This window comes from Bradyrhizobium roseum, assembly GCF_030413175.1.
In the GTDB taxonomy this organism is placed as follows: domain Bacteria; phylum Pseudomonadota; class Alphaproteobacteria; order Rhizobiales; family Xanthobacteraceae; genus Bradyrhizobium; species Bradyrhizobium roseum.
In genome coordinates this window covers 7,083,215-7,101,696 of record NZ_CP129212.1, presented here as the reverse complement: position 1 = coordinate 7,101,696, position 18,482 = coordinate 7,083,215, and the positions used below count along the sequence as shown (strand labels likewise).

The window sequence follows — 18,482 nt, the reverse complement described above, 5'->3', positions numbered from 1 at the left end:
GTGAGGCAAGCGGATTTTGGAGGCAGCGATGCCCAAGCTTAAGCGCACCGAGGACGCAAACAACCGCGTCGCGACGGATTTTGTCGAAAGCCTCGATCGCGGCCTGCGGGTGCTGGAGGTGTTCGGCGCCGGCCAGCAGCCGATGACGTTGAGCGATCTCGCCAAGGCCGCCGGTCTGGCGCGCGCTACCGCGCGGCGGATTCTTTTCACGCTCGAACACGCCGGCTTCGTTGCGACCGACGGCAAGCTGTTTCGCCTGACGCCGCGCGTGCTGCTGCTGGCGTCGAGTTATCTGGCGTCCAATCACGTCGTTTCGGTGCTACAGCCCGCGCTCGATAAACTGTCGGGCGAGGCGCAGGAGATTTCGTCGATGGCGATCCTCGACGGCAACGAGGTCGTCTTCATCGCGCGCGCCAGCCCGACGCGGGTATTTTCCTCAGGTATCGATATCGGCTACCGCTTGCCGGCGTTCTGCACGTCCGTCGGCCGTGTGCTGCTGTCGCGCCTGTCGGATGACGAACTGGCCGCGGCGCTGGACAGGATGGATCTGGTGCAATTGACGCCGCTCACCGTCACCGACAGGAAGAAGTTGCAACAGGCGATCATCGCCGATCGCGCGAAAGGCTATTCGCTGGTCGACCGTGAAGCCGAGCCGGGTTTCCGCTCGATCTCGGTGCCGGTCCGCCGCTATGACGGCGTCATCGTCGCCGCGATCAATATGGGCGCGCATGTCGATCGCGTGTCGTCGGAGGAGATGGTCGAACGCTTCTTGCCGCGCTTGCGCGAAGCGGCGGCCTCGGTCAAGGCGATGCTGGTGTGAAATGATGGTCCGGCTCGAAACACCCGCCGACATTGCGGCGATCCGTATCGTCGAAGAAATTGCGTTCGGCCGCCGCGACGAAGCGCGGCTGGTCGAGGATCTGCGTGCGGCTGGTGATGCCGTGCTTTCGCTGGTCGCCGTGGAGGGCGGCATTATCGCCGGTCATGCCATGTTCTCGCGGATGAACGCGCCATTTCCCGCGCTGGCGCTCGGCCCCGTCGCGGTATTGCCCGAACATCGGCGGGCAGGCATCGCCGACCAGTTGATCCGTGAAGGGATTGCGCACAGCGAGGCCGCCGGGTGGCGGGGTATCTTTGTTCTCGGCGATCCCGCGTTCTATCGACGTTTTGGATTCAATGTTGGAAAGGCGAGCGGCTTCTCGTCGCCATTCGCAGGGCCGCATTTGATGGCCATCCCAATTGGAGGGAGCGACCTGCCGGCGCTCACAGGGAGCATTCAATATGCTCCCGCCTTCGGCACGCTCGGATAGAGAGGCATCCGTATTTCGTACGCGCTATCGCCCCGGCAATCGCTTGAACGCGGCTTCGATCGCCTCGAACTGGGCTACGACCTTCGGCGTCACCACGAAGTGCAGCGTTGCCGCGACCGACAGGCCGACGATGGTCGCGATGATCACATACTGGGTCAGCAGCGCCAGCAATATCCTGCGCAGCGGCCGTCGCCTTGCCTTTTGCGGCTTCGTGGCGGCGAGGAAGGCGTCGTCGCTTTCAGCGCTGCTCATGGGCTCGCACCGGACACCGCCATCCCTCAATACTCGTTCAGCAGCTGATCGAGCCGCGATTTCAGCCGGCGATTGGCGCGTTCGCTGTCGCGCAGCTTGCGCGCCCAATCCAGCGTGACGACGGTGCCCCTTTCGCGCTCCTCGCAGAACGTCAGGCCCGCGCTGTTCTGGTCGCGCCAGGCGAGGCGGGCCGCACAGGACAGCCCCTTGCGCACGACGTCGAACTCGACGCGATCCGGCAGGATCGCCGCATTCTCGAACTCGATTTTCGCGCCGTGCGGGCTGAAATTGCGCACGATGCAATCGAGTGTCGATTGGCGTGCGTTGAATGCGATCACGCCGCCATAATAGACGCGATTTCTCGGATGCTGACGACGCTCAAGCATGGTTCCTCCAATCGATTAACGATTCGGTAACACAATTAGAGGGTGTGATGCAGCGTGTGCTCGCATGAGTTTTGCACGGTGGTTAATGCGTGTGCGGTGCAACCAAGGCGGGAGACGCCTCGCGCAGTAGATTCAGCAAGAATTGCCGTTCAGGAAGCCGCGCTGCGCAGCCCGAACGCGTGCTTGTCGTGCAGCAGCGGCGCCACCGCATCGCTGAGCCGGGCCGCCGCGGCATCGACCGAAAGCCCCGCGGTGTCGACCACGGCGGAGGCGCGGGCGTAGAGCGGTTCGCGGCTGACCAGGATGTTGCGCAGCTCGGCCATCGCCGAGCGGTCGTCGGCCATCGGGCGCAGATCGCCCTGGCCGCGGACGCGGGCCATGTGCTCCTCCGGCTCGGCCTTGAGCCAGATGGTGTAGAACGACGACAGGATCAGCTCGAAGGTGAGCGGCTCGGAGACGATGCCGCCGCCGGTCGCCAGCACCATCAGCTCTTTCCGCGCCAGCAATTGTGTCAGCGCCGTCTGCTCCATGCGGCGAAAGCCTTCCTGGCCGTAGAGCGCGATGATCTCGGCGACGGACAAGCCGTTCTGCGCCTCGATCTCCTTGTTGAGCTCGACGAATTGCCAGCCGATCTTCTTCGCCAGCATCTTGCCGAGCGTGGATTTGCCCGCGCCGCGCAGGCCGATCAAGGCGATGCCGGAGAACGACATCCGCCGATGCGCCGAAAGGCTGTCGCCAGAGAGCGCGTCCTTGGCCTTGGCGATCTGCGGCGGCGTCGCCTTGCGCAGGAGGTCGCGGATCACGGCCCAGTCCGGCGCCGGTTCGGCGGAGGGAATCAGGTCTTCCAGATGCGCGCCCATCGCGTTCGACACGCGCCGCAGCAGCACGATCGAGACATTGCCCTTGCCGCTTTCGAGCTGCGCGATATAGCGCTCGGAAATCCCCGACACTTTCGCCAGCACCTTGCGTGACATGCCGCGCAGCGCCCGCATGGTGCGCACACGCTGGCCGAGCTGCTCGAGAAAGCCGGCTTCGGGGTCGCTTGCCTCGGTCATTGCCCTCGTTCGGCTTTGCATGCGGGGATGAATGGATTCCGGAAACATAATGCCGATGAGGATTGACAGCAAGCGCAGCCGGTGGCTTTGTATGAATTATAATTCTAAAAGCGGGGAGAAGCGTCGTGGGCGGCATGTCCGGTTCGTATAATGCGGTAACCTGGCTGCTCGATCGCAATGTCAGGGAAGGCCGCGGCGCCAAGCTCGCCTTCACCGATACCGTCTCTGAACTCAGCTATGGCGACCTGCAGAAGCAGAGCTGCCGCGTCGCCAACATGCTGCGCCGGCTCGGCGTCCGCCGCGAAGAGCGCGTGGCGATGATCATGCTCGACACCGTGGATTTTCCCGCCGTGTTTCTCGGCGCCATCCGCGCCGGCATCGTGCCGGTGCCGCTCAACACGCTGCTGACGTCGGATCAATACGCCTATGTGTTGGCGGATTGCCGCGCGCGCGTGCTGTTCGTGTCCGAAGCGCTCTATCCGGTCGTGAAAGACATCGTCGGGCGCATGCCCGATCTCGAGCATGTCGTGGTTTCCGGCAACGATGCGCTCGGCCACAAGAAACTCGCCGACGAACTCGCGGACGAAAGCGACGCGTTCGACACCGCGCCGACGCATGCGGAGGAGCCTGCTTTCTGGCTCTATTCGTCGGGATCGACCGGCATGCCCAAGGGCGTGCGGCATCTGCATTCCAGCCTGCAGGCGACCGCGGATACCTATGCGGCCCAGGTGCTCGGCATCCGCGAAAGCGATGTCTGCCTGTCCGCGGCGAAATTGTTCTTTGCCTATGGGCTCGGCAACGCGCTGACGTTCCCGATGTCGGTCGGCGCCAGCACCATTCTCAACGCCGACCGGCCGACGCCGGCGCGGATGTTCGAATTGCTGAACAGATATAATCCGACCATCTTCTACGGCGTCCCGACGCTGTTCTCCTCGATGCTCAACGATGAGGCGCAAAAGAACGCGCGCGCCGGCACGCGGCTGCGCATCTGCACCTCGGCCGGCGAGGCGCTGCCGGAATCGGTCGGCAATGCCTGGAAGGGGCGGTTCGGCGCCGACATTCTCGACGGCGTTGGCTCGACCGAGCTGTTGCACATCTTCCTGTCCAACGCGCCCGGCGATATCAAATACGGCTCGTCCGGCCGTCCGGTGCCGGGCTACAAGGTGCGGCTGGTCAATGAGGCCGGCAATGAGGTGCCCGACGGCGAAGTCGGCGAATTGCTGGTCGAGGCGCCGTCGGCTGCCGAAGGCTACTGGAACCAGCGCAGCAAGAGCCGCCAGACTTTTCAGGGCCACTGGACCTACACCGGCGACAAATACACGCGCGACGCCGAGGGCCGCTACACCTTCTGCGGCCGCAGCGATGACATGTTCAAGGTCTCCGGCATCTGGGTCTCGCCGTTCGAGGTCGAGAGCGCGCTGATCACGCACCCGGCCGTGCTGGAAGCCGCCGTCGTGCCCGAGGCCGATCCGGAAGGACTGTTGAAGCCGAAGGCCTTCGTCGTGCTGCGCGCCGACAGCCAAACCGACGGCCTGCATGAATCGTTGAAGGAGCACGTCAAGCAGAAGATCGGCCCGTGGAAATATCCGCGCTGGATCGACGTGGTGGATTCATTGCCGAAGACCGCGACGGGGAAGGTGCAACGGTTCAAGCTGCGCGATGGTGCAAACCAATAAGCCCGGCCATGACGGAGCAAGTGGATACAACGACATGACCACCCTTTCCCCCACGGGCTTCCTCACCATCGGCGCCGCCCATCTCGAATACCGCATGATCGGCCCGTCGCCAGAGCATGGGCCGACCATCGTCATGCTGCATGAAGGCCTTGGCTCCGCCGGGCTATGGGGGGACTTTCCGGAAAAGCTTCAGGCTGCGACCGGCGCCGGCGTATTCGCTTATTCGCGCGTCGGTTACGGCCATTCGACGCCGGCAAAGCTGCCGCGGCCGCTCGACTATATGCATGTCGAGGCGCTCGACGTGCTGCCAAAACTGCTCGACAAGATCGGCTTTCGCCGCGGCATGCTGCTCGGCCATTCCGACGGCGCCTCGATTGCGGCGATCTATGCCGGCTCGAACGAGGATCATCGTATCCAGGGCCTGGCGCTGATCGCCCCGCATTTCATCGTCGAGGATGTTTCGGTGGCCTCGATCGCAGAGATCAAGACTGCTTACGAGACCACCAACCTCAAAGAGAAGCTGTCGCGCTGGCACAAGGATGTCGACAACGCCTTCTATGGCTGGAACGGCGCGTGGCTCGATCCGAAATTCCGCGAGTGGGATATCTCCGAATACCTCGCCTATATCCGCGTGCCGATAGCGATCCTCCAGGGCGAAAAGGATCAGTACGGCACCATGCGTCAGGTCGAGATCGCGCAGCAGGAGTGCTATTGCCCGGTCGATGTCACTGTCCTTGCCGGCGCTGGCCATTCCCCCCACCGCGAGGCGGCGGGCGAGACGCTGGCGGTGATCGCCGATTTCGCGGCAGCGGCGCTCCGGGCGGACGGTGCCTCGGCGGCCTGAAGTGCCAGCGGGACCGCCAGGTTGCTGGCCAGTCGCCCGATCCAGAAGATGAAAGAAAATGCATATTTTGGCAATGTGAGCTGGACGAATTCCAAAACATGCATTATTGTTCATATCGATAAGATCAATAAACACTCAAGGGTGGCTCATGGCCGGCGAAGATCGCGTCCTCGCGGGCGGCGCGAAATACATCGATTTCCAGACCGATCCGTCGCGCTACCGGCACTGGAAGCTGGGGGTCGAGGGCGACGTCGCGACGTTGACCATGGACGTTGACGAGAATGGCGGCCTGTTCGAGGGCTATCAGCTTAAGCTGAATTCCTACGATCTCGGCGTCGACATCGAGCTGGCCGACGTCGTGCAGCGGCTGCGCTTCGAGCATCCCGAGGTGAAGGCGGTGGTGATGCGTTCGGGCAAGAACCGGGTGTTCTGCGCCGGCGCCAATATCCGCATGCTGGCGGGCGCCACACACGCCCACAAGGTCAATTTCTGCAAGTTCACCAACGAGACCCGCAACGGCCTGGAAGACTCTTCCGAAAATTCCGGACAGCGCTTCATCACCGTCGTCAACGGCACCGCGGCCGGCGGCGGCTATGAATTGGCGCTGGCGACCGATCACATCATCATGGCTGACGACGGCGCCGCCGCGGTGTCGCTGCCGGAAGTGCCGCTGCTGGCGGTGCTGCCCGGCACCGGCGGCCTGACGCGCGTCGTCGACAAGCGGAAGGTGCGCCGCGATCATGCGGATTTCTTCTGCACCATCGAGGAAGGCATCAAGGGCAAACGCGCCGTCGCATGGCGGCTGGTCGACGAGATCGTGCCGAACAGCAAACTGGAAGGCAAAGTCGCCGATCGCGCCAGGGAGTTTGCCGCCGCCTCGAAGCGCAACGGCAATGGCAAGGGCATCACGCTTTCGCCGCTCAACCGCACCATCGACGACAGCGGCATCCGCTACGGTCTTGTCAATGTCGACATCGATCGCGCTGCGCGGATCGCGACCATCTCGATCAAGGCGCCGGAGGCCGCGCCGCCCGCCGATATCGACGGCCTGATCGCGCAGGGTGCGTCGTTCTGGCCGCTGCAGGTGGCGCGCGAGCTCGACGACGCCATCCTGCACCTGCGCATCAACGAGCTCGAACTCGCGATGCTGGTGTTCAAGAGCCATGGCGATGCCGCCAATGTGGTGGCCTGCGACGCCTTCCTCGAAGCCAACAAGGCGCACTGGCTGGTCAACGAGATCAGGCACTACTGGAAGCGGGTGCTGAAGCGCATCGACGTCACCTCGCGCACGCTGGTGACGCTGGTCGAGCCCGGCTCGTGTTTTGCCGGCACGCTCGCCGAACTCGTGTTCGCCGCCGATCGCTCCTACATGCTGATCGGGTCGCGCCAGGGCGACAACCGTGCGCCGCCCGCGATCCAGTTGACCGCGATGAATTTCGGTCCCTATCCGATGAGCCATGGCCTGACGCGGCTGCAGTCGCGCTTTCAGGCCGATCCGTCCGATCTGGAGCGCGCGGAGGCGACCATCGGCACGACGCTCGATGCGGAAGAGGCCGAAGAACTCGGTCTCGTTACCTTCGCGCTCGACGACATCGACTGGGACGACGAGGTGCGGGTGTTCCTGGAGGAGCGCACGTCGTTCTCGCCCGACGGACTCACCGGCATGGAAGCCAATCTGCGCTTCGTCGGTCCCGAGACCATGGAATCGAAAATCTTCTCGCGCCTGACGGCGTGGCAGAACTGGATCTTTCAGCGCCCCAACGCGGTCGGCGAAGACGGCGCGCTGCGCCGCTACGGCACCGGCCAGAAGGCGCAGTTCGATATGACGCGGGTTTAAGGAGCACGCCATGAACTTCATGAACGTCGACTACTCGACCAAGATTCCCAACAACGTCAATCTCAGCGAAGACCGCCAGGTGCTGAAGGCGCTCGAGGGCTGGCATCCCGGTTACATGGACTGGTGGGGCGACATGGGGCCGGAAGGCTTTCAGCAGTCGCTGGTCTATTTGCGCACCGCCTATTCGGTCGACCCGCGCGGCTGGGCCAAGTTCGACTATGTGAAGATGCCGGAATATCGCTGGGGCATCCTGCTGGCGCCGCAGGAAGAGAACCGCGTGATTCCCTTTGGCGAGAATTACGGCAAGCCGGCCTGGCAGGAAGTCCCCGGCGAACACCGCGCCACGCTGCGCCGCCTGATCGTGATCCAGGGCGACACCGAGCCCGCTTCGGTCGAACAGCAGCGCCATCTCGGCAAGACCGCGCCCTCGCTCTACGACCTGCGCAACCTGTTCCAGGTCAATGTCGAGGAAGGCCGCCATCTCTGGGCGATGGTTTACCTGCTGCAAAAGTATTTCGGCCGCGACGGCCGCGAGGAGGCGGACGATTTGTTGCGCCGCCGCTCCGGCGACGCCGACAGCCCACGCATGCTCGGCGCCTTCAACGAGGCGACGCCGGACTGGCTGTCGTTCTTCATGTTCACCTACTTCACGGACCGTGACGGCAAGATGCAGCTGCATTCGCTGGCGCAGTCCGGCTTCGATCCGCTGTCGCGCACCTGCCGCTTCATGCTGACCGAAGAGGCGCATCACATGTTCGTCGGCGAGACCGGCATCAGCCGCGTCGTGCAGCGTACCTGCGAGGCGATGCGCGAAGCCGGCATCACCGATCCCACCGATGTCGCCAAAGTGCGCGCGCTCGGCGTCATCGACCTGCCGACCATCCAGAAGAAGCTGAACCTGCATTACTCGCTGTCGCTCGATCTGTTCGGCTCGGAGGTCTCGACCAACGCCGCGAACGCCTTCAATGCCGGCATCAAGGGGCGCTACAAGGAAACCCAGATCGACGACGACCACCAGCTCAAGAACGCCACCTATCCGGTGCTCAAGCTGGTCGACGGCGTGATCAAGCGCGTAGACGAGCCGGCGCTGACCGCGCTCAACATGCGGCTGCGCGACGACTACACGCAGGATTGCGTCAAGGGCCTGCTGCGCTGGAACAAGGTGATCTCGACCGCGGGCTATCAGTTCAAGCTGGCGCTGCCGGACGTCGCATTCCACCGCCAGATCGGCGAATTCAAGAATATCCACGCGACACCCGACGGCATCCTGATCGACGACGCCACTTGGAATGCCCGCAAGAACGAGTGGTTGCCGTCAAGCAACGACGGCGACTTCATCGCCTCGCTGATGAAGCCGGTCACTGAAGTGGGTGCCTACGCCAACTGGATCTCGCCGCCGAAGGTCGGCATCGACAACAAGCCCGGCGATTTCGAGTACGTGAAGATCGAGACGTGATGGTTTCTTAACCTCGCCCCGCTTGCGGGGAGAGGTCGGATTTTACGCGAAGCGTGAAATCCGGGTGAGAGGGTACAGGTCTATCGATAAGGTACCACTCGCGGAGAGCCCCCCTCACCCCAACCCTCTCCCCGTGAAGAACGGGGCGAGGGAGCGCACCGCGCCCCGCCGCAGCTATTACCCCGAAATCTCCAGCCCGGCGTTCGCGTACACCACGCCGCCATCGACCGCGATGGTGTTGCCGACGACGTAGTCACCGGCGCGCGAGGCGAGGTAGATCGCAATGCCTGCCATGTCCTCGACGGTTCCGATGCGCCGCGAGGGAATGCGCTTGGCGAGTTCGTCCGACTGGTCGCGCGCGGCGCGGTTCATGTCGGACGCGAACGCGCCCGGCGCGATCGCGGTGACGTTGATATTGTCCTTGACCAGCTTTGTCGCCATGCGCCGCGTCAGATGGATCACGGCCGCCTTGCTCGCACCGTAGGAATAGGTCTCGCCCGGGTTGACGAAGATGCCGTCGATCGAGGCGATGTTGATCACCTTGGCGGGCCGCTCGTGCGAGGCCGCGGCGCGCAGCGGTTTTGCCAGCGCCTTGGTCAGGAAGAACAGCGACTTGACGTTGAGGTCCATGACCTTGTCCCAGCCGTTTTCCGGGAATTCATCGAACTCGGCGCCCCACGCCGCGCCGGCATTGTTGACGAGGATGTCGAGCTTCGGCTCCAGCTTGATGAATTCGCCGGCGAGCTTGTTGCAGCCTTCGACGGTCGAGATGTCGATCGGCAGCGCGATGCATTCGCCGTCATAGGCGGCGGTCAACTCCTTCGCGGTCGCCTCGCAGGGACCGGCCTTGCGCGCGGTGATGTAGACCTTCGCCGCGCCCTGCGCGAGAAAGCCGGCCGCGATCATCTTGCCGATCCCGCGCGAGCCGCCCGTGATCAGCGCGACGCGGCCGTTGAGCGAAAACAGATCCTTGAACATGCGTTCCTCCATTGTCTTGCCGGAGGTTTTGGGCGGGGCAGGGCGGCGAGTCAAGGAAGGGGCTGCTATTCCTTCTACCACAATGAAAAAGGGAATTAAGAGCTACGCCGCGTCGATGCGGCGAAAGCCGTTCCACATCGCGGTGGCGGCGCCTGAAGTCAGGACCGGGAGGATGCGGGCGTCCTGGTAGTTGCCGTTGAGCGAAACCCGCTGCAGCGCAGCCATGTGCCCGGCGCTTTCCGGAAAGACCATGCCCGGCCGCGTCGTGACCGCGGTCTTGAAGCCGGCGGTTTGCGCCAGGCGGAATTCGCGCGGGCCCGCCGCGACGCGGTCGCCATAGGGATAGGCGAGATGAAGCACCGGCCGCTGCAACGCGGCTTCGATCCGCGCGCGGCTGGTGGCCAGTTCGAACGAGGCGGTCTCCTCGCTCAGCCGCGCCAGATTGCAATGCGTGACCGTGTGTGCGCCGATCGTCACCAGGGGATCGGCCGCGAACGCCTTCAATTCCTCCCAGGACAAGCATAGCTCGCGGGCGATCGCCGTCTCATCGACCTCATGTCGCGCGCATAGCGCGGAGATTTCACGCTGCATGTCGTGTTCGGTCGGCAGCGCGCGCAGCCAGTCGTGGGCGCGATCGAAGGCGGCTTGCTTCGCCGCTGGCGTCGCGGCGTCGAGGCGGGTCTTGACGCCTGATATCGGGACCTCGATTGCTGACGCCGTCGCGACCACCCGCTCGAGCGCGACCCACCACAACCGGCCGGTGCCTTCGGCGAAATCGCTCGTGACGTAGACGGTTATGGGCGCGTCAAATTCGCGCATCACCGGCAGCGCGAAGTCGCGGTTGTCGCGATAGCCGTCGTCGAGCGTGAAGCAGGCGAAGCGCCGCGAGAAATCGCGCGCCTGCAGCCGCTGATGAACCTCGTCCATGGTGACGATGTCGATATCCAGGCTGCGAAGATGCGCCAGCATCGCGCGCAGGAACTCCGGCTCGACCTCGAGGTGATGGTTGGGCTGAAACGCGCCGTCGCGCCGCGGGCGAACGTGGTGCAGCATGAAGATGACGCCGACGCCTGCGAAGATTGGTCGCAGCAGGTAATGCGCCCCGGAGAAGTACAGCGCTTCCAGTCCGGCGCGGATGACGGTGTTGCGAAGCAGTTTCATCGAGATGCGGGGCTGCCCGGTTATTTGCGGGGCGAAAGTAGCGAAAGACCGCTGAAGAAACTGTTAGCCGGGCCTATTTGGGAGCTCTTCGGCCCCTGCGGCATTTCGGGTTTGACAGCCCCGCAAGGGTTTGTTTTCTCTGCGTTCCAGACCCCGGCGGGAACTCGTATGCGCGGACTATCCAGGTGGAGCGGCAAATGGTGGCTGGGCGTCATTCCGTTGGTCATATTTTGGGCTATCGCGGCCTGGACCAGCACCGACCCGCTTGAAGCCGACCTGGCACAGCGTTCGACCGCGGCGCTCAAGGACGCGATCCTCGACAAGCGGCGGATCACGGTCGCGGGCCGCGACGTGACGCTGGCCGCGGATGCTTTCGCAGAAGATGGCCGGCAGAGGGTCGTCGCGGCGGTGGAAGCCGTCCCGGGCGTACGGCTGGTCAACGATGAAACGAGGCTCGTTCCGGAAGCAAAGCCGTTCGTCTGGTCGGCCGAACGCGACGTGCTGCGGGTGACGCTCTCGGGCAGTTCGCCGCTGCCGGCGATCAAGGGCCGCCTGATGGAGGCGGCGCGCGCCAACCTCGGCGGCGTCGAAGTGGTGGACCGGATGGGGCTGTCGCGCGGAGCGCCGCCGCGTTTCGACAATGCCGCGCTGCTGCTGCTCGATCAGATCGGCAAGCTGAAGGATGGCAAGATCACCCTGTCCGACAACCAGGTCAGCCTGTCCGGCATGGCGCGCGAACTCGGTGGCCGCGAAGCCATCGCCGCAGCGCTGAAAAACCTGCCCGAGGGCTTTTCGGTGGCGGCCAACGATGTCAAGGCGCCGCCTTACATCTTCCAGGCCTACAAGGATCCAGTCGCGGTGACGCTGACGCTGACCGGCAATGCGCCCGACAGCAACGCCCACGCCGCGCTGGTGGCCGCGGCCGGACGCAAGTTCTTCAGGGAAAAGGTCGTTGACAACCTCAAGGAGAGCGTCGGCGCCCCGGCAGGGTTTGCCAGCGCGGTGGTGCCAGCGCTCGGCGCGTTGTCGCGGCTGTCGACCGGCACGCTCGTGGTCTCCGACCGGGAGGTCAAGCTGTCGGGCGATGCGCTTTATGAAGCCGCCGCCGGCCAGATCCGCGCCGGCCTCGGCAAGGACTTTCCGCAGGGCTGGCAGTTCAAGCCTGAAATTTCGATCAGGCCGGCCGCGGCGCCGGTGGATGCGACGGTTTGCCAGCAATTATTCAGCGATCTGCTCGGCAAGGCCCGGATCCGCTTCGAATCCGGCAAGGCCGACATCGTCGCGGATTCCGCCGGCCTGATCGACCGCCTGATCGAAACCGCGTTGCGCTGTCCGACCGCCAACATCGAGATATCGGGACACACCGACACCGATGGCGATGAGGCGGCCAACCAGGCGCTGTCCGAGAAGCGTGCCCAGGCCGTCGCCGACTACCTGGTCAATGCGGGGCTGCCGGCCAACCGGTTCAGCGCGGTCGGCTATGGCGCCACGCAGCCGATCGCGGGCAACGATACCGACCAGGGCAAGGCGCAGAACCGCCGTATCGATTTCGTGGTGAAGTGAGCATGGCCTATCTGACCACATTCTACTGGGGATGGCTGCTGGCGTCGGTGCTCCTCGGATTCGCCATGGGCTGGATATCCGTTGTCCAGCACGGCGAGGGCGTCACGGGAAAGCTGCGCTGGACGCTTTCGGTCCTGGTCGCGGCGCTGGTCGGCGTGGCGCTGGCTCGCGTGGTGCCGGGCCGCTTCGGCTACTGGCTCGACCTCGGGCTGATCATGTTCGCGCTCTATCTCTGCGGCTGCGTGGTCGGATCCTGCTTGCGCCACTGGGTCGTCGCGCGCAGCGCGCCTCCGGCCTGACCGCACCATGAACCGGCCGGCTTCATCTCCGCGGTTATTGTCACGGGTTGTTGACCGGTTCGGACTATGGTCCGGAGCGGCAGCGCAACCGCTGGAATGCGGCAAAACCGTACTTCTACCGCCATGGGCTGCGCCTAATGTGTTGAAGAAGCGTGTTTTATTGTCGTCAGGCGAATTCCACTCCGGCTCAAAACGCGCTACCAAAGGGATCAGGGAGCAGCGTAGCGCCGGCGGGGGTCACGCCATAACCGTCGTCGTATAAGCGCAAGTCGAGGTGTCGATGCTGGAAGCCATACGCAGGACGGTATCGTTTCTGCGCCAGAAGCAGGTCCTGCACAAGCTCGGGCTCTTGATCAGCGTCGCGGTGATCGCCGTTGCGTGCTACGTGCTCTATCACATGCTCCGCGGCATCGACACCAACGAGGTGATCGACGCCATCAAGCGCACCGAGCCGCGCCAGATCGCGCTGGCGGCGCTGTTCGTGGCGGCCGGCTATTTCACCCTCACCTTCTACGACTGGTTCGCGGTCCGCGCGATCGGCCATGGCCACATTCCCTACCGCGTCAATGCGCTGGCCGCCTTCACTTCCTATTCGATCGGCCACAATGTCGGCGCCAGCGTCTTCACCGGCGGCGCGGTGCGCTACCGGATCTATTCGGCCTGGGGGCTGAATGCGATCGACGTCGCCAAGATCTGTTTTCTCGCCGGGCTCACCTTCTGGCTCGGCAATGCCGCCGTACTCGGGCTCGGTATCGCCTATCACCCGGAAGCCGCGGCCTCGATCGATCAGCTCCCGGTCTGGCTCAACCGGCTGGCGGCGTTCGGTATCCTGCTCGGACTGGTCGGCTACGTGGCCTGGGTTTGGGTCCAGCCGCGCGGGGTCGGCCGCGGACCGTGGACGGTCACGCTGCCCGGCGGTCCGCTGACGCTGTTGCAGATCGCCATCGGCATCGTCGATCTCGGGTTCTGCGCGCTGGCGATGTATATGCTGGTGCCGGACGAGCCCCAACTCGGCTTTATCGTGGTGGCGGTGATTTTCGTTTCCGCCACGCTGTTGGGATTCGCCAGCCATTCGCCGGGCGGGCTCGGCGTTTTCGACGCCGCGATGCTGGTCGGATTGTGGCAGATGGACCGGGAAGACCTGCTCGCCGGCATGCTGCTGTTCCGCGTCCTGTATTATATCGGACCCTTTGTCATATCTGTAATCTTGCTGACGCTTAGAGAGATTATCATCGGAATGCGATCGAAGCGCCTGCGCAAGCCGGCGCATGGTGCCGATGCCGAGCCGGCGAGGCATGAGGCCGCCGTCTATGTGCGCGAACGCGGCGACACGGGCACCTGACGCCGCAGCAGGGGCTTTGCAAGCAAAGGAAAGCCTGCGTCATGGCGATCGAAGATTCCAGTTCCTCCTTCTTTGCTCCGTGGCCGGACCGGTTGCGGCATTCGGCCATCATCCTGCTCGCCGCGGGCCTTGCGCTGTGCGCGCTCGTACTGCTGGCCGATCTCTCGCTGGCGCGCGCGGTGGCAGTATTCATCTGCATCGCCGCCGCCGCGCTGGTGCCGTGGCGGCTGCACCATGTGGCGGTCTCCCGTGACGACGCCCGCGCCGTCAGCCCCGTGGAGTCCGCGGCCGTCCGCGCCGTCGTCGCCGGCATGCCCGATCCAGCCGTGCTGCTCGACCGTGCTGGCCGTGTCCTGCACCTCAATGCCGCGGCAGCCCAGCTTGCGCCGGCCTTGCGCAAGAACGAATTGGCGCAGTTCGCGCTGCGCTCGCCGGAGATCATCACCGCGCTGCGCGAGGCGATCGCGACCACCGAGCCGCGCCGGGCGACCTATCTCGACCAGGTGCCCGTCGACCGGTGGATGGAATTGATCATCACGCCGGTGCCGGTGCCGACGCTGTTCGGCGGCACCGAGAAATGCATGCTGATGACCTTCCACGACCAGACGCCGCTGCGTCGGGTGGAGGAAATGCGCGCCGACTTCGTCGCCAACGCCAGCCATGAGCTGCGCACGCCGCTGGCGGCGTTGTCCGGCTTCATCGATACGCTGCAGGGTCCCGCCAAGGAAGACGCCAAGGCGCGAGAACGCTTCCTCGGCATCATGCACACCCAGGCAACGCGGATGGCGCGGTTGATCGACGATCTGCTGTCATTGTCGCGGGTCGAATTGTCGGCCCATGTCCGGCCCGACGTGTCGGTCGATATCGTGCCGATCATCCGCCAGGTTGCCGACGGCCTGGAGCCGCTGGCCAGGGAACGCCAGGTCGAGATCGAGATCGACCTGCCGGCCGAGCCCGTGACGATCGCGGGTGACCGCGAGGAACTGCTGCGGCTGTTCGAGAACCTGATCGAGAACGCGCTCAAATACGGCGCGTCGGGCGGGCGGGTGATCGTCTCCCTGACCCGGGCCACTTCCAGCGAAGGCGCGCCGGAAATCCGCATCAAGGTCCGGGATTTCGGCCCCGGCATCGCGCCCGAGCACCTGCCGCGGCTGACCGAGCGCTTCTACCGGGTCGATGTCGGCGACAGCCGCGCACAGGGTGGAACCGGGCTCGGTTTATCTCTGGTGAAACATATCCTTATCCGCCACAGGGGCCGGCTCCTGATCGAAAGCGTGCCGAAAAACGGTGCGACTTTTTCCGCATGTTTTCCCCAGCCGAAACCCGTTTCTTGAAGCGGCCGTCCAGGTTCATTTCGCCCACATTGACCTAGAACAAGGGTTGGCCTGCCGAGGATCGTTAAGGATTTCAGGAGGCGATCCGAAGGGAATGAAAGGCACAATCCGATGCCCTTTGCTCCCCGGTTCAACGCGACGGAAGCCCGCGGGGCGTGGTCGCGCTCTGCATTGGCGGCGGACAGGGAATCGCGCTGGCGGTGGAACGGGTGACAGAGGACGGACAGATGAATGCTTCGACGGTGGACGCCCGATCGATCTCCGAGCTTCTGAATCAGGAGTGCTTCTGCGTCACGCTCGATCGCGACGCCCTGTGCGACGCGCTGGAGCGGACGGTTGGAGACGCGGAGTTCTGTGCGACGTTCATCCGGGCGCGCCCGCATCTGTTTTCAAATGCGCCTGTGTTCATCTCGGAATCCGAGACGATTGAGATGCTTCGCATCGTGCGGGCGATCGAGGCCGCGACCAGATTGCCGGGCTATCAGCACGCCGCGTTGTCCTGGGCGCCGGAGTTCGCGCGGCATGATTTCGGGCCGCGCGGTGCCTTCATGGGCTTCGATTTCCATGTCGGCACGGCGGGCGCCAGGCTGATCGAGGTCAATACCAATGCGGGCGGCGCCTTCCTCAATGCACTGCTGGCGGATGCGCAGCGGGCCTGCTGTACAGAGATCGAAGCCGCTCTGGGGAAAACCAGCAACGTCAATTTTGAATCGGCGGTGCTGCGCATGTTCCAGCATGAGTTTAACCTCCAGCGCCGGGCCGCCGCGCTGAAGCGGGTTGCCATCGTCGATGATCGGCCCGAAGAACAGTATCTCTACCCGGAATTCGTGTTGGCCCAGCGCTTCTTTGCGAAGCACGGCATCGAGGCGGTCATTGCCGATGCCGGACAGCTCAGTTACGCGCGGGGTCAACTGTCGATCGATGGTCGCCCGATCGATCTCGTCTACAACCGGCTGGTGGATTTTTCCCTTGATCGCCCCGGGCACGAGGCGTTGCGCGCGGCCTATCTCGACAACGCCGTCGTGGTTACGCCCAATCCGCATGTGCACGCTCTGTATGCGGACAAGCGCAATCTCGGACTGCTCTCCGATAGGGCGGCGCTGCGCGGCTGGGGGCTTTCGTCGGCGATGGCCGAAGATCTTTCCGGGGTGCCCCATACGGCGGTCGTCACGTCCGACAATGCAGCTCACCTTTGGGAGAGAAGGAAGACGTTGTTCTTCAAGCCGGTCAGCGGGTACGGCAGCAAGGGCGTCTATCGCGGCGACAAGATAACGAAGGGGGTGTGGGCCGAGGTGATCAAGGGCGGATACGTCGCTCAGGATTTTGCGGCTCCCGGCGAACGGATGGTCAAGCTCGACGGCACGCGCGAGGCCCGCAAGACCGACGTCCGGCTCTACGTCTATGACGGCGAGCTTCTTCTGACGGCGGCGCGCCTCTACCAGGGCCAGACCACGAATTTCCGGACGGCAGGCGGTGGGTTCGCGCCGGTGTTCACGATTTCGGCCTCGGAAAGACACGCCGCATGAGCTTGGGGTCCATCACCGAACGCGCGCCTCGCACCGGCCCTTCGACCGCCAAGTGGGTCGGCGGGACGATCGTCGCCCTGTTGCTCTGGGGCCTGGTGTACAGTCAGCTCGTTCCGTTTTCGCAATGGGTCGTGTCGTTGGCGCCCATCGATCCCAAGAGCCACCTTGGCGAGGCGCTCAGCTTCTTCGTCTACGACACGCCGAAAGTCCTGATGCTGCTGACACTCGTGGTGTTCGGCATGGGAGTGGTGCGCAGCTTCTTCTCGCCGGAAAAGACGCGCGCGCTTCTTGCCGGAAAGCGGGAAGGCGCCGGCAACGTGCTGGCGGCTGGTCTCGGGGTACTCACCCCATTCTGCTCGTGTTCTGCGGTGCCGATGTTCATTGGTTTCGTCAGCGCCGGTGTTCCCCTTGGCGTCACCTTCTCGTTCCTGATCTCGGCCCCGATGGTGAACGAGGTGGCGCTCGGGCTTTTGTTCGGGCTCGTCGGCTGGAAAGTGGCGCTCACCTATCTCGGCTTCGGCCTGTTCGTCGCGATTACGGCAGGCTGGGTGATCGGCCGCCTGCATCTCGAAAACTGGCTGGAAGAATGGGTTCGCAACATCCGCGCGAGCGCAGCCGAACTGCCGCCGGAAGATGTCACCGCTGTTGATCGTATCAAGACGGGTATCGAAGCCGTGCGCGAGATCGTCGGCAAGGTTTGGCCCTGGATCATCGCGGGCATCGCCATTGGGGCGTTGATTCACGGGTACGTACCGTCGGACCTGCTCGCCTCGATCATGGGACAGGGCGCCTGGTGGTCGGTACCGGCCGCGGTCCTGATCGGAATTCCGATGTACTCGAACGCCGCCGGCATTATCCCGGTCGTTCAAGCCCTGCTTGCCAAGGGGGCGGCGCTCGGGACCGTGCTCGCCTTCATGATGTCGGTGATCGCGTTGTCGGTTCCGGAGATGATCATCCTGCGCAAGGTATTGAGTCTGAAGCTCATAGCGGTCTTCGTCGGCGTTGTCGGGACGGGCATCCTTGGGGTCGGGTTACTGTTCAACCTGCTGTTCAACTGAAACGAGGGGGATCCATGAAAGACGTCAAGGTGCTCGGCCCGGGCTGCAAACGTTGTGTCGCTACGGCCGAGATGGTGCAGGCCGAAGCGGACAGGCTGGGAGTACCCGTCACAATCGAGAAAGTGACCGACTACGCGGCGATCGCCGGTTACGGCATCGCCTCGACGCCGGGCGTGGTCGTGGACGGCAAGGTTGTGCATGCCGGCGGATTGCCCAAGCCGGAACACCTCGCCACATGGCTGGGCGCCTGAAGGGGCCGCGCGTCTCGAATAAGAGGTCACGGCGCGGCGTCTTGCTTGCACGGTAATCTCGCCAGCACCAAGGAAGCCGAGATTTCGACGGCTTACTCAACAGAAAAGCATAAGTTCCCGACGGACTTGGATCCGGCGTAATCGGGATCGCGAT

Annotated in this window: 18 protein-coding genes; 13 read left to right on the top strand and 5 right to left on the bottom strand. The window is 64.1% G+C overall.

Annotation, left to right across the window (positions count from 1 at the left end):
• Window positions 1–28: 28 nt before the first annotated feature.
• Together QUH67_RS33685 and QUH67_RS33680 are read left to right on the top strand one after the other, a co-directional pair.
• Window positions 29–820, top strand: coding sequence for an IclR family transcriptional regulator domain-containing protein (locus QUH67_RS33685; RefSeq protein WP_300944283.1), 792 nt, complete (start codon window positions 29–31; stop codon window positions 818–820).
• Window position 821: 1 nt separating this feature from the next.
• Complete coding sequence (locus QUH67_RS33680; protein WP_300944282.1) at window positions 822–1,310, top strand: GNAT family N-acetyltransferase; 489 nt, start codon at window positions 822–824, stop codon at window positions 1,308–1,310.
• Between the two features lie 24 nt (window positions 1,311–1,334).
• On the opposite strand, the gene QUH67_RS33675 is transcribed toward QUH67_RS33680, so the two are convergent.
• From QUH67_RS33675 to QUH67_RS33665, 3 genes are all read right to left on the bottom strand, one after another.
• Window positions 1,335–1,562 carry a hypothetical protein gene (locus QUH67_RS33675; protein WP_300944280.1) on the bottom strand — a complete coding sequence of 76 codons (228 nt, stop codon included), beginning with the start codon at window positions 1,560–1,562 and terminating at the stop codon, window positions 1,335–1,337.
• A gap of 26 nt (window positions 1,563–1,588) precedes the next feature.
• Window positions 1,589–1,948, bottom strand: a complete 360-nt coding sequence (locus tag QUH67_RS33670; RefSeq protein ID WP_300944279.1) for a PilZ domain-containing protein — start codon at window positions 1,946–1,948, stop codon at window positions 1,589–1,591.
• 149 nt (window positions 1,949–2,097) lie between these two features.
• The gene (locus QUH67_RS33665; RefSeq protein WP_300944277.1) at window positions 2,098–3,024 is read right to left on the bottom strand and encodes a helix-turn-helix transcriptional regulator; all 927 of its coding nucleotides are present in this window, start codon (window positions 3,022–3,024) and stop codon (window positions 2,098–2,100) included.
• 113 nt (window positions 3,025–3,137) lie between these two features.
• On the opposite strand from QUH67_RS33665, the gene QUH67_RS33660 reads away from it, so the two are divergent.
• From QUH67_RS33660 to boxB, 4 genes are all read left to right on the top strand, one after another.
• On the top strand, window positions 3,138–4,679 hold the full coding sequence (locus QUH67_RS33660; protein WP_300948268.1) for a benzoate-CoA ligase family protein: 1,542 nt from the start codon (window positions 3,138–3,140) through the stop codon (window positions 4,677–4,679).
• A 34-nt stretch (window positions 4,680–4,713) separates the two neighbouring features.
• A complete protein-coding gene (locus QUH67_RS33655) occupies window positions 4,714–5,523 on the top strand; it encodes an alpha/beta fold hydrolase (RefSeq protein ID WP_300944276.1) in 810 nt (269 codons plus the stop codon).
• A 148-nt stretch (window positions 5,524–5,671) separates the two neighbouring features.
• Window positions 5,672–7,360, top strand: a complete 1,689-nt coding sequence (gene boxC, locus QUH67_RS33650; RefSeq protein ID WP_300944275.1) for a 2,3-epoxybenzoyl-CoA dihydrolase — start codon at window positions 5,672–5,674, stop codon at window positions 7,358–7,360.
• A gap of 19 nt (window positions 7,361–7,379) precedes the next feature.
• On the top strand, window positions 7,380–8,816 hold the full coding sequence (gene boxB / locus QUH67_RS33645; RefSeq protein ID WP_300948267.1) for a benzoyl-CoA 2,3-epoxidase subunit BoxB: 1,437 nt from the start codon (window positions 7,380–7,382) through the stop codon (window positions 8,814–8,816).
• A gap of 177 nt (window positions 8,817–8,993) precedes the next feature.
• Here boxB and QUH67_RS33640 read toward each other — a convergent pair whose 3' ends face one another.
• Together QUH67_RS33640 and QUH67_RS33635 are read right to left on the bottom strand one after the other, a co-directional pair.
• The gene (locus QUH67_RS33640) at window positions 8,994–9,794 is read right to left on the bottom strand and encodes an SDR family oxidoreductase (RefSeq protein ID WP_300944273.1); all 801 of its coding nucleotides are present in this window, start codon (window positions 9,792–9,794) and stop codon (window positions 8,994–8,996) included.
• 102 nt (window positions 9,795–9,896) lie between these two features.
• Window positions 9,897–10,955, bottom strand: a complete 1,059-nt coding sequence (locus QUH67_RS33635; RefSeq protein WP_300944271.1) for a polysaccharide deacetylase family protein — start codon at window positions 10,953–10,955, stop codon at window positions 9,897–9,899.
• A 168-nt stretch (window positions 10,956–11,123) separates the two neighbouring features.
• Between QUH67_RS33635 and QUH67_RS33630 the strand changes: the two genes are divergently transcribed.
• The 7 genes from QUH67_RS33630 (at window position 11,124) to QUH67_RS33600 (ending at window position 18,328) form a co-directional block, all read left to right on the top strand.
• The gene (locus QUH67_RS33630) at window positions 11,124–12,518 is read left to right on the top strand and encodes an OmpA family protein (protein ID WP_300944270.1); all 1,395 of its coding nucleotides are present in this window, start codon (window positions 11,124–11,126) and stop codon (window positions 12,516–12,518) included.
• A 2-nt stretch (window positions 12,519–12,520) separates the two neighbouring features.
• Window positions 12,521–12,817: a hypothetical protein gene (locus QUH67_RS33625; protein WP_300944268.1), complete on the top strand. Its 297-nt coding sequence runs from the start codon at window positions 12,521–12,523 to the stop codon at window positions 12,815–12,817.
• Window positions 12,818–13,097: 280 nt separating this feature from the next.
• Complete coding sequence (locus QUH67_RS33620) at window positions 13,098–14,159, top strand: lysylphosphatidylglycerol synthase domain-containing protein (RefSeq protein WP_300944266.1); 1,062 nt, start codon at window positions 13,098–13,100, stop codon at window positions 14,157–14,159.
• Window positions 14,160–14,200: 41 nt separating this feature from the next.
• Window positions 14,201–15,493 carry an ATP-binding protein gene (locus tag QUH67_RS33615; RefSeq protein WP_300944264.1) on the top strand — a complete coding sequence of 431 codons (1,293 nt, stop codon included), beginning with the start codon at window positions 14,201–14,203 and terminating at the stop codon, window positions 15,491–15,493.
• Between the two features lie 443 nt (window positions 15,494–15,936).
• Entirely contained in the window at window positions 15,937–17,019 is a 1,083-nt protein-coding gene (locus tag QUH67_RS33610; RefSeq protein WP_300944262.1) for an ATP-grasp domain-containing protein, read from the top strand.
• Window positions 17,016–18,077 (top strand): permease, encoded by a 1,062-nt coding sequence (locus QUH67_RS33605; protein WP_300944260.1) that lies wholly within the window; start codon window positions 17,016–17,018, stop codon window positions 18,075–18,077. Before QUH67_RS33610 ends, QUH67_RS33605 begins: the two co-directional genes overlap by 4 nt.
• Window positions 18,078–18,091: 14 nt before the next feature.
• Window positions 18,092–18,328, top strand: coding sequence for a thioredoxin family protein (locus QUH67_RS33600; protein ID WP_300944258.1), 237 nt, complete (start codon window positions 18,092–18,094; stop codon window positions 18,326–18,328).
• Window positions 18,329–18,482: the final 154 nt, after the last annotated feature.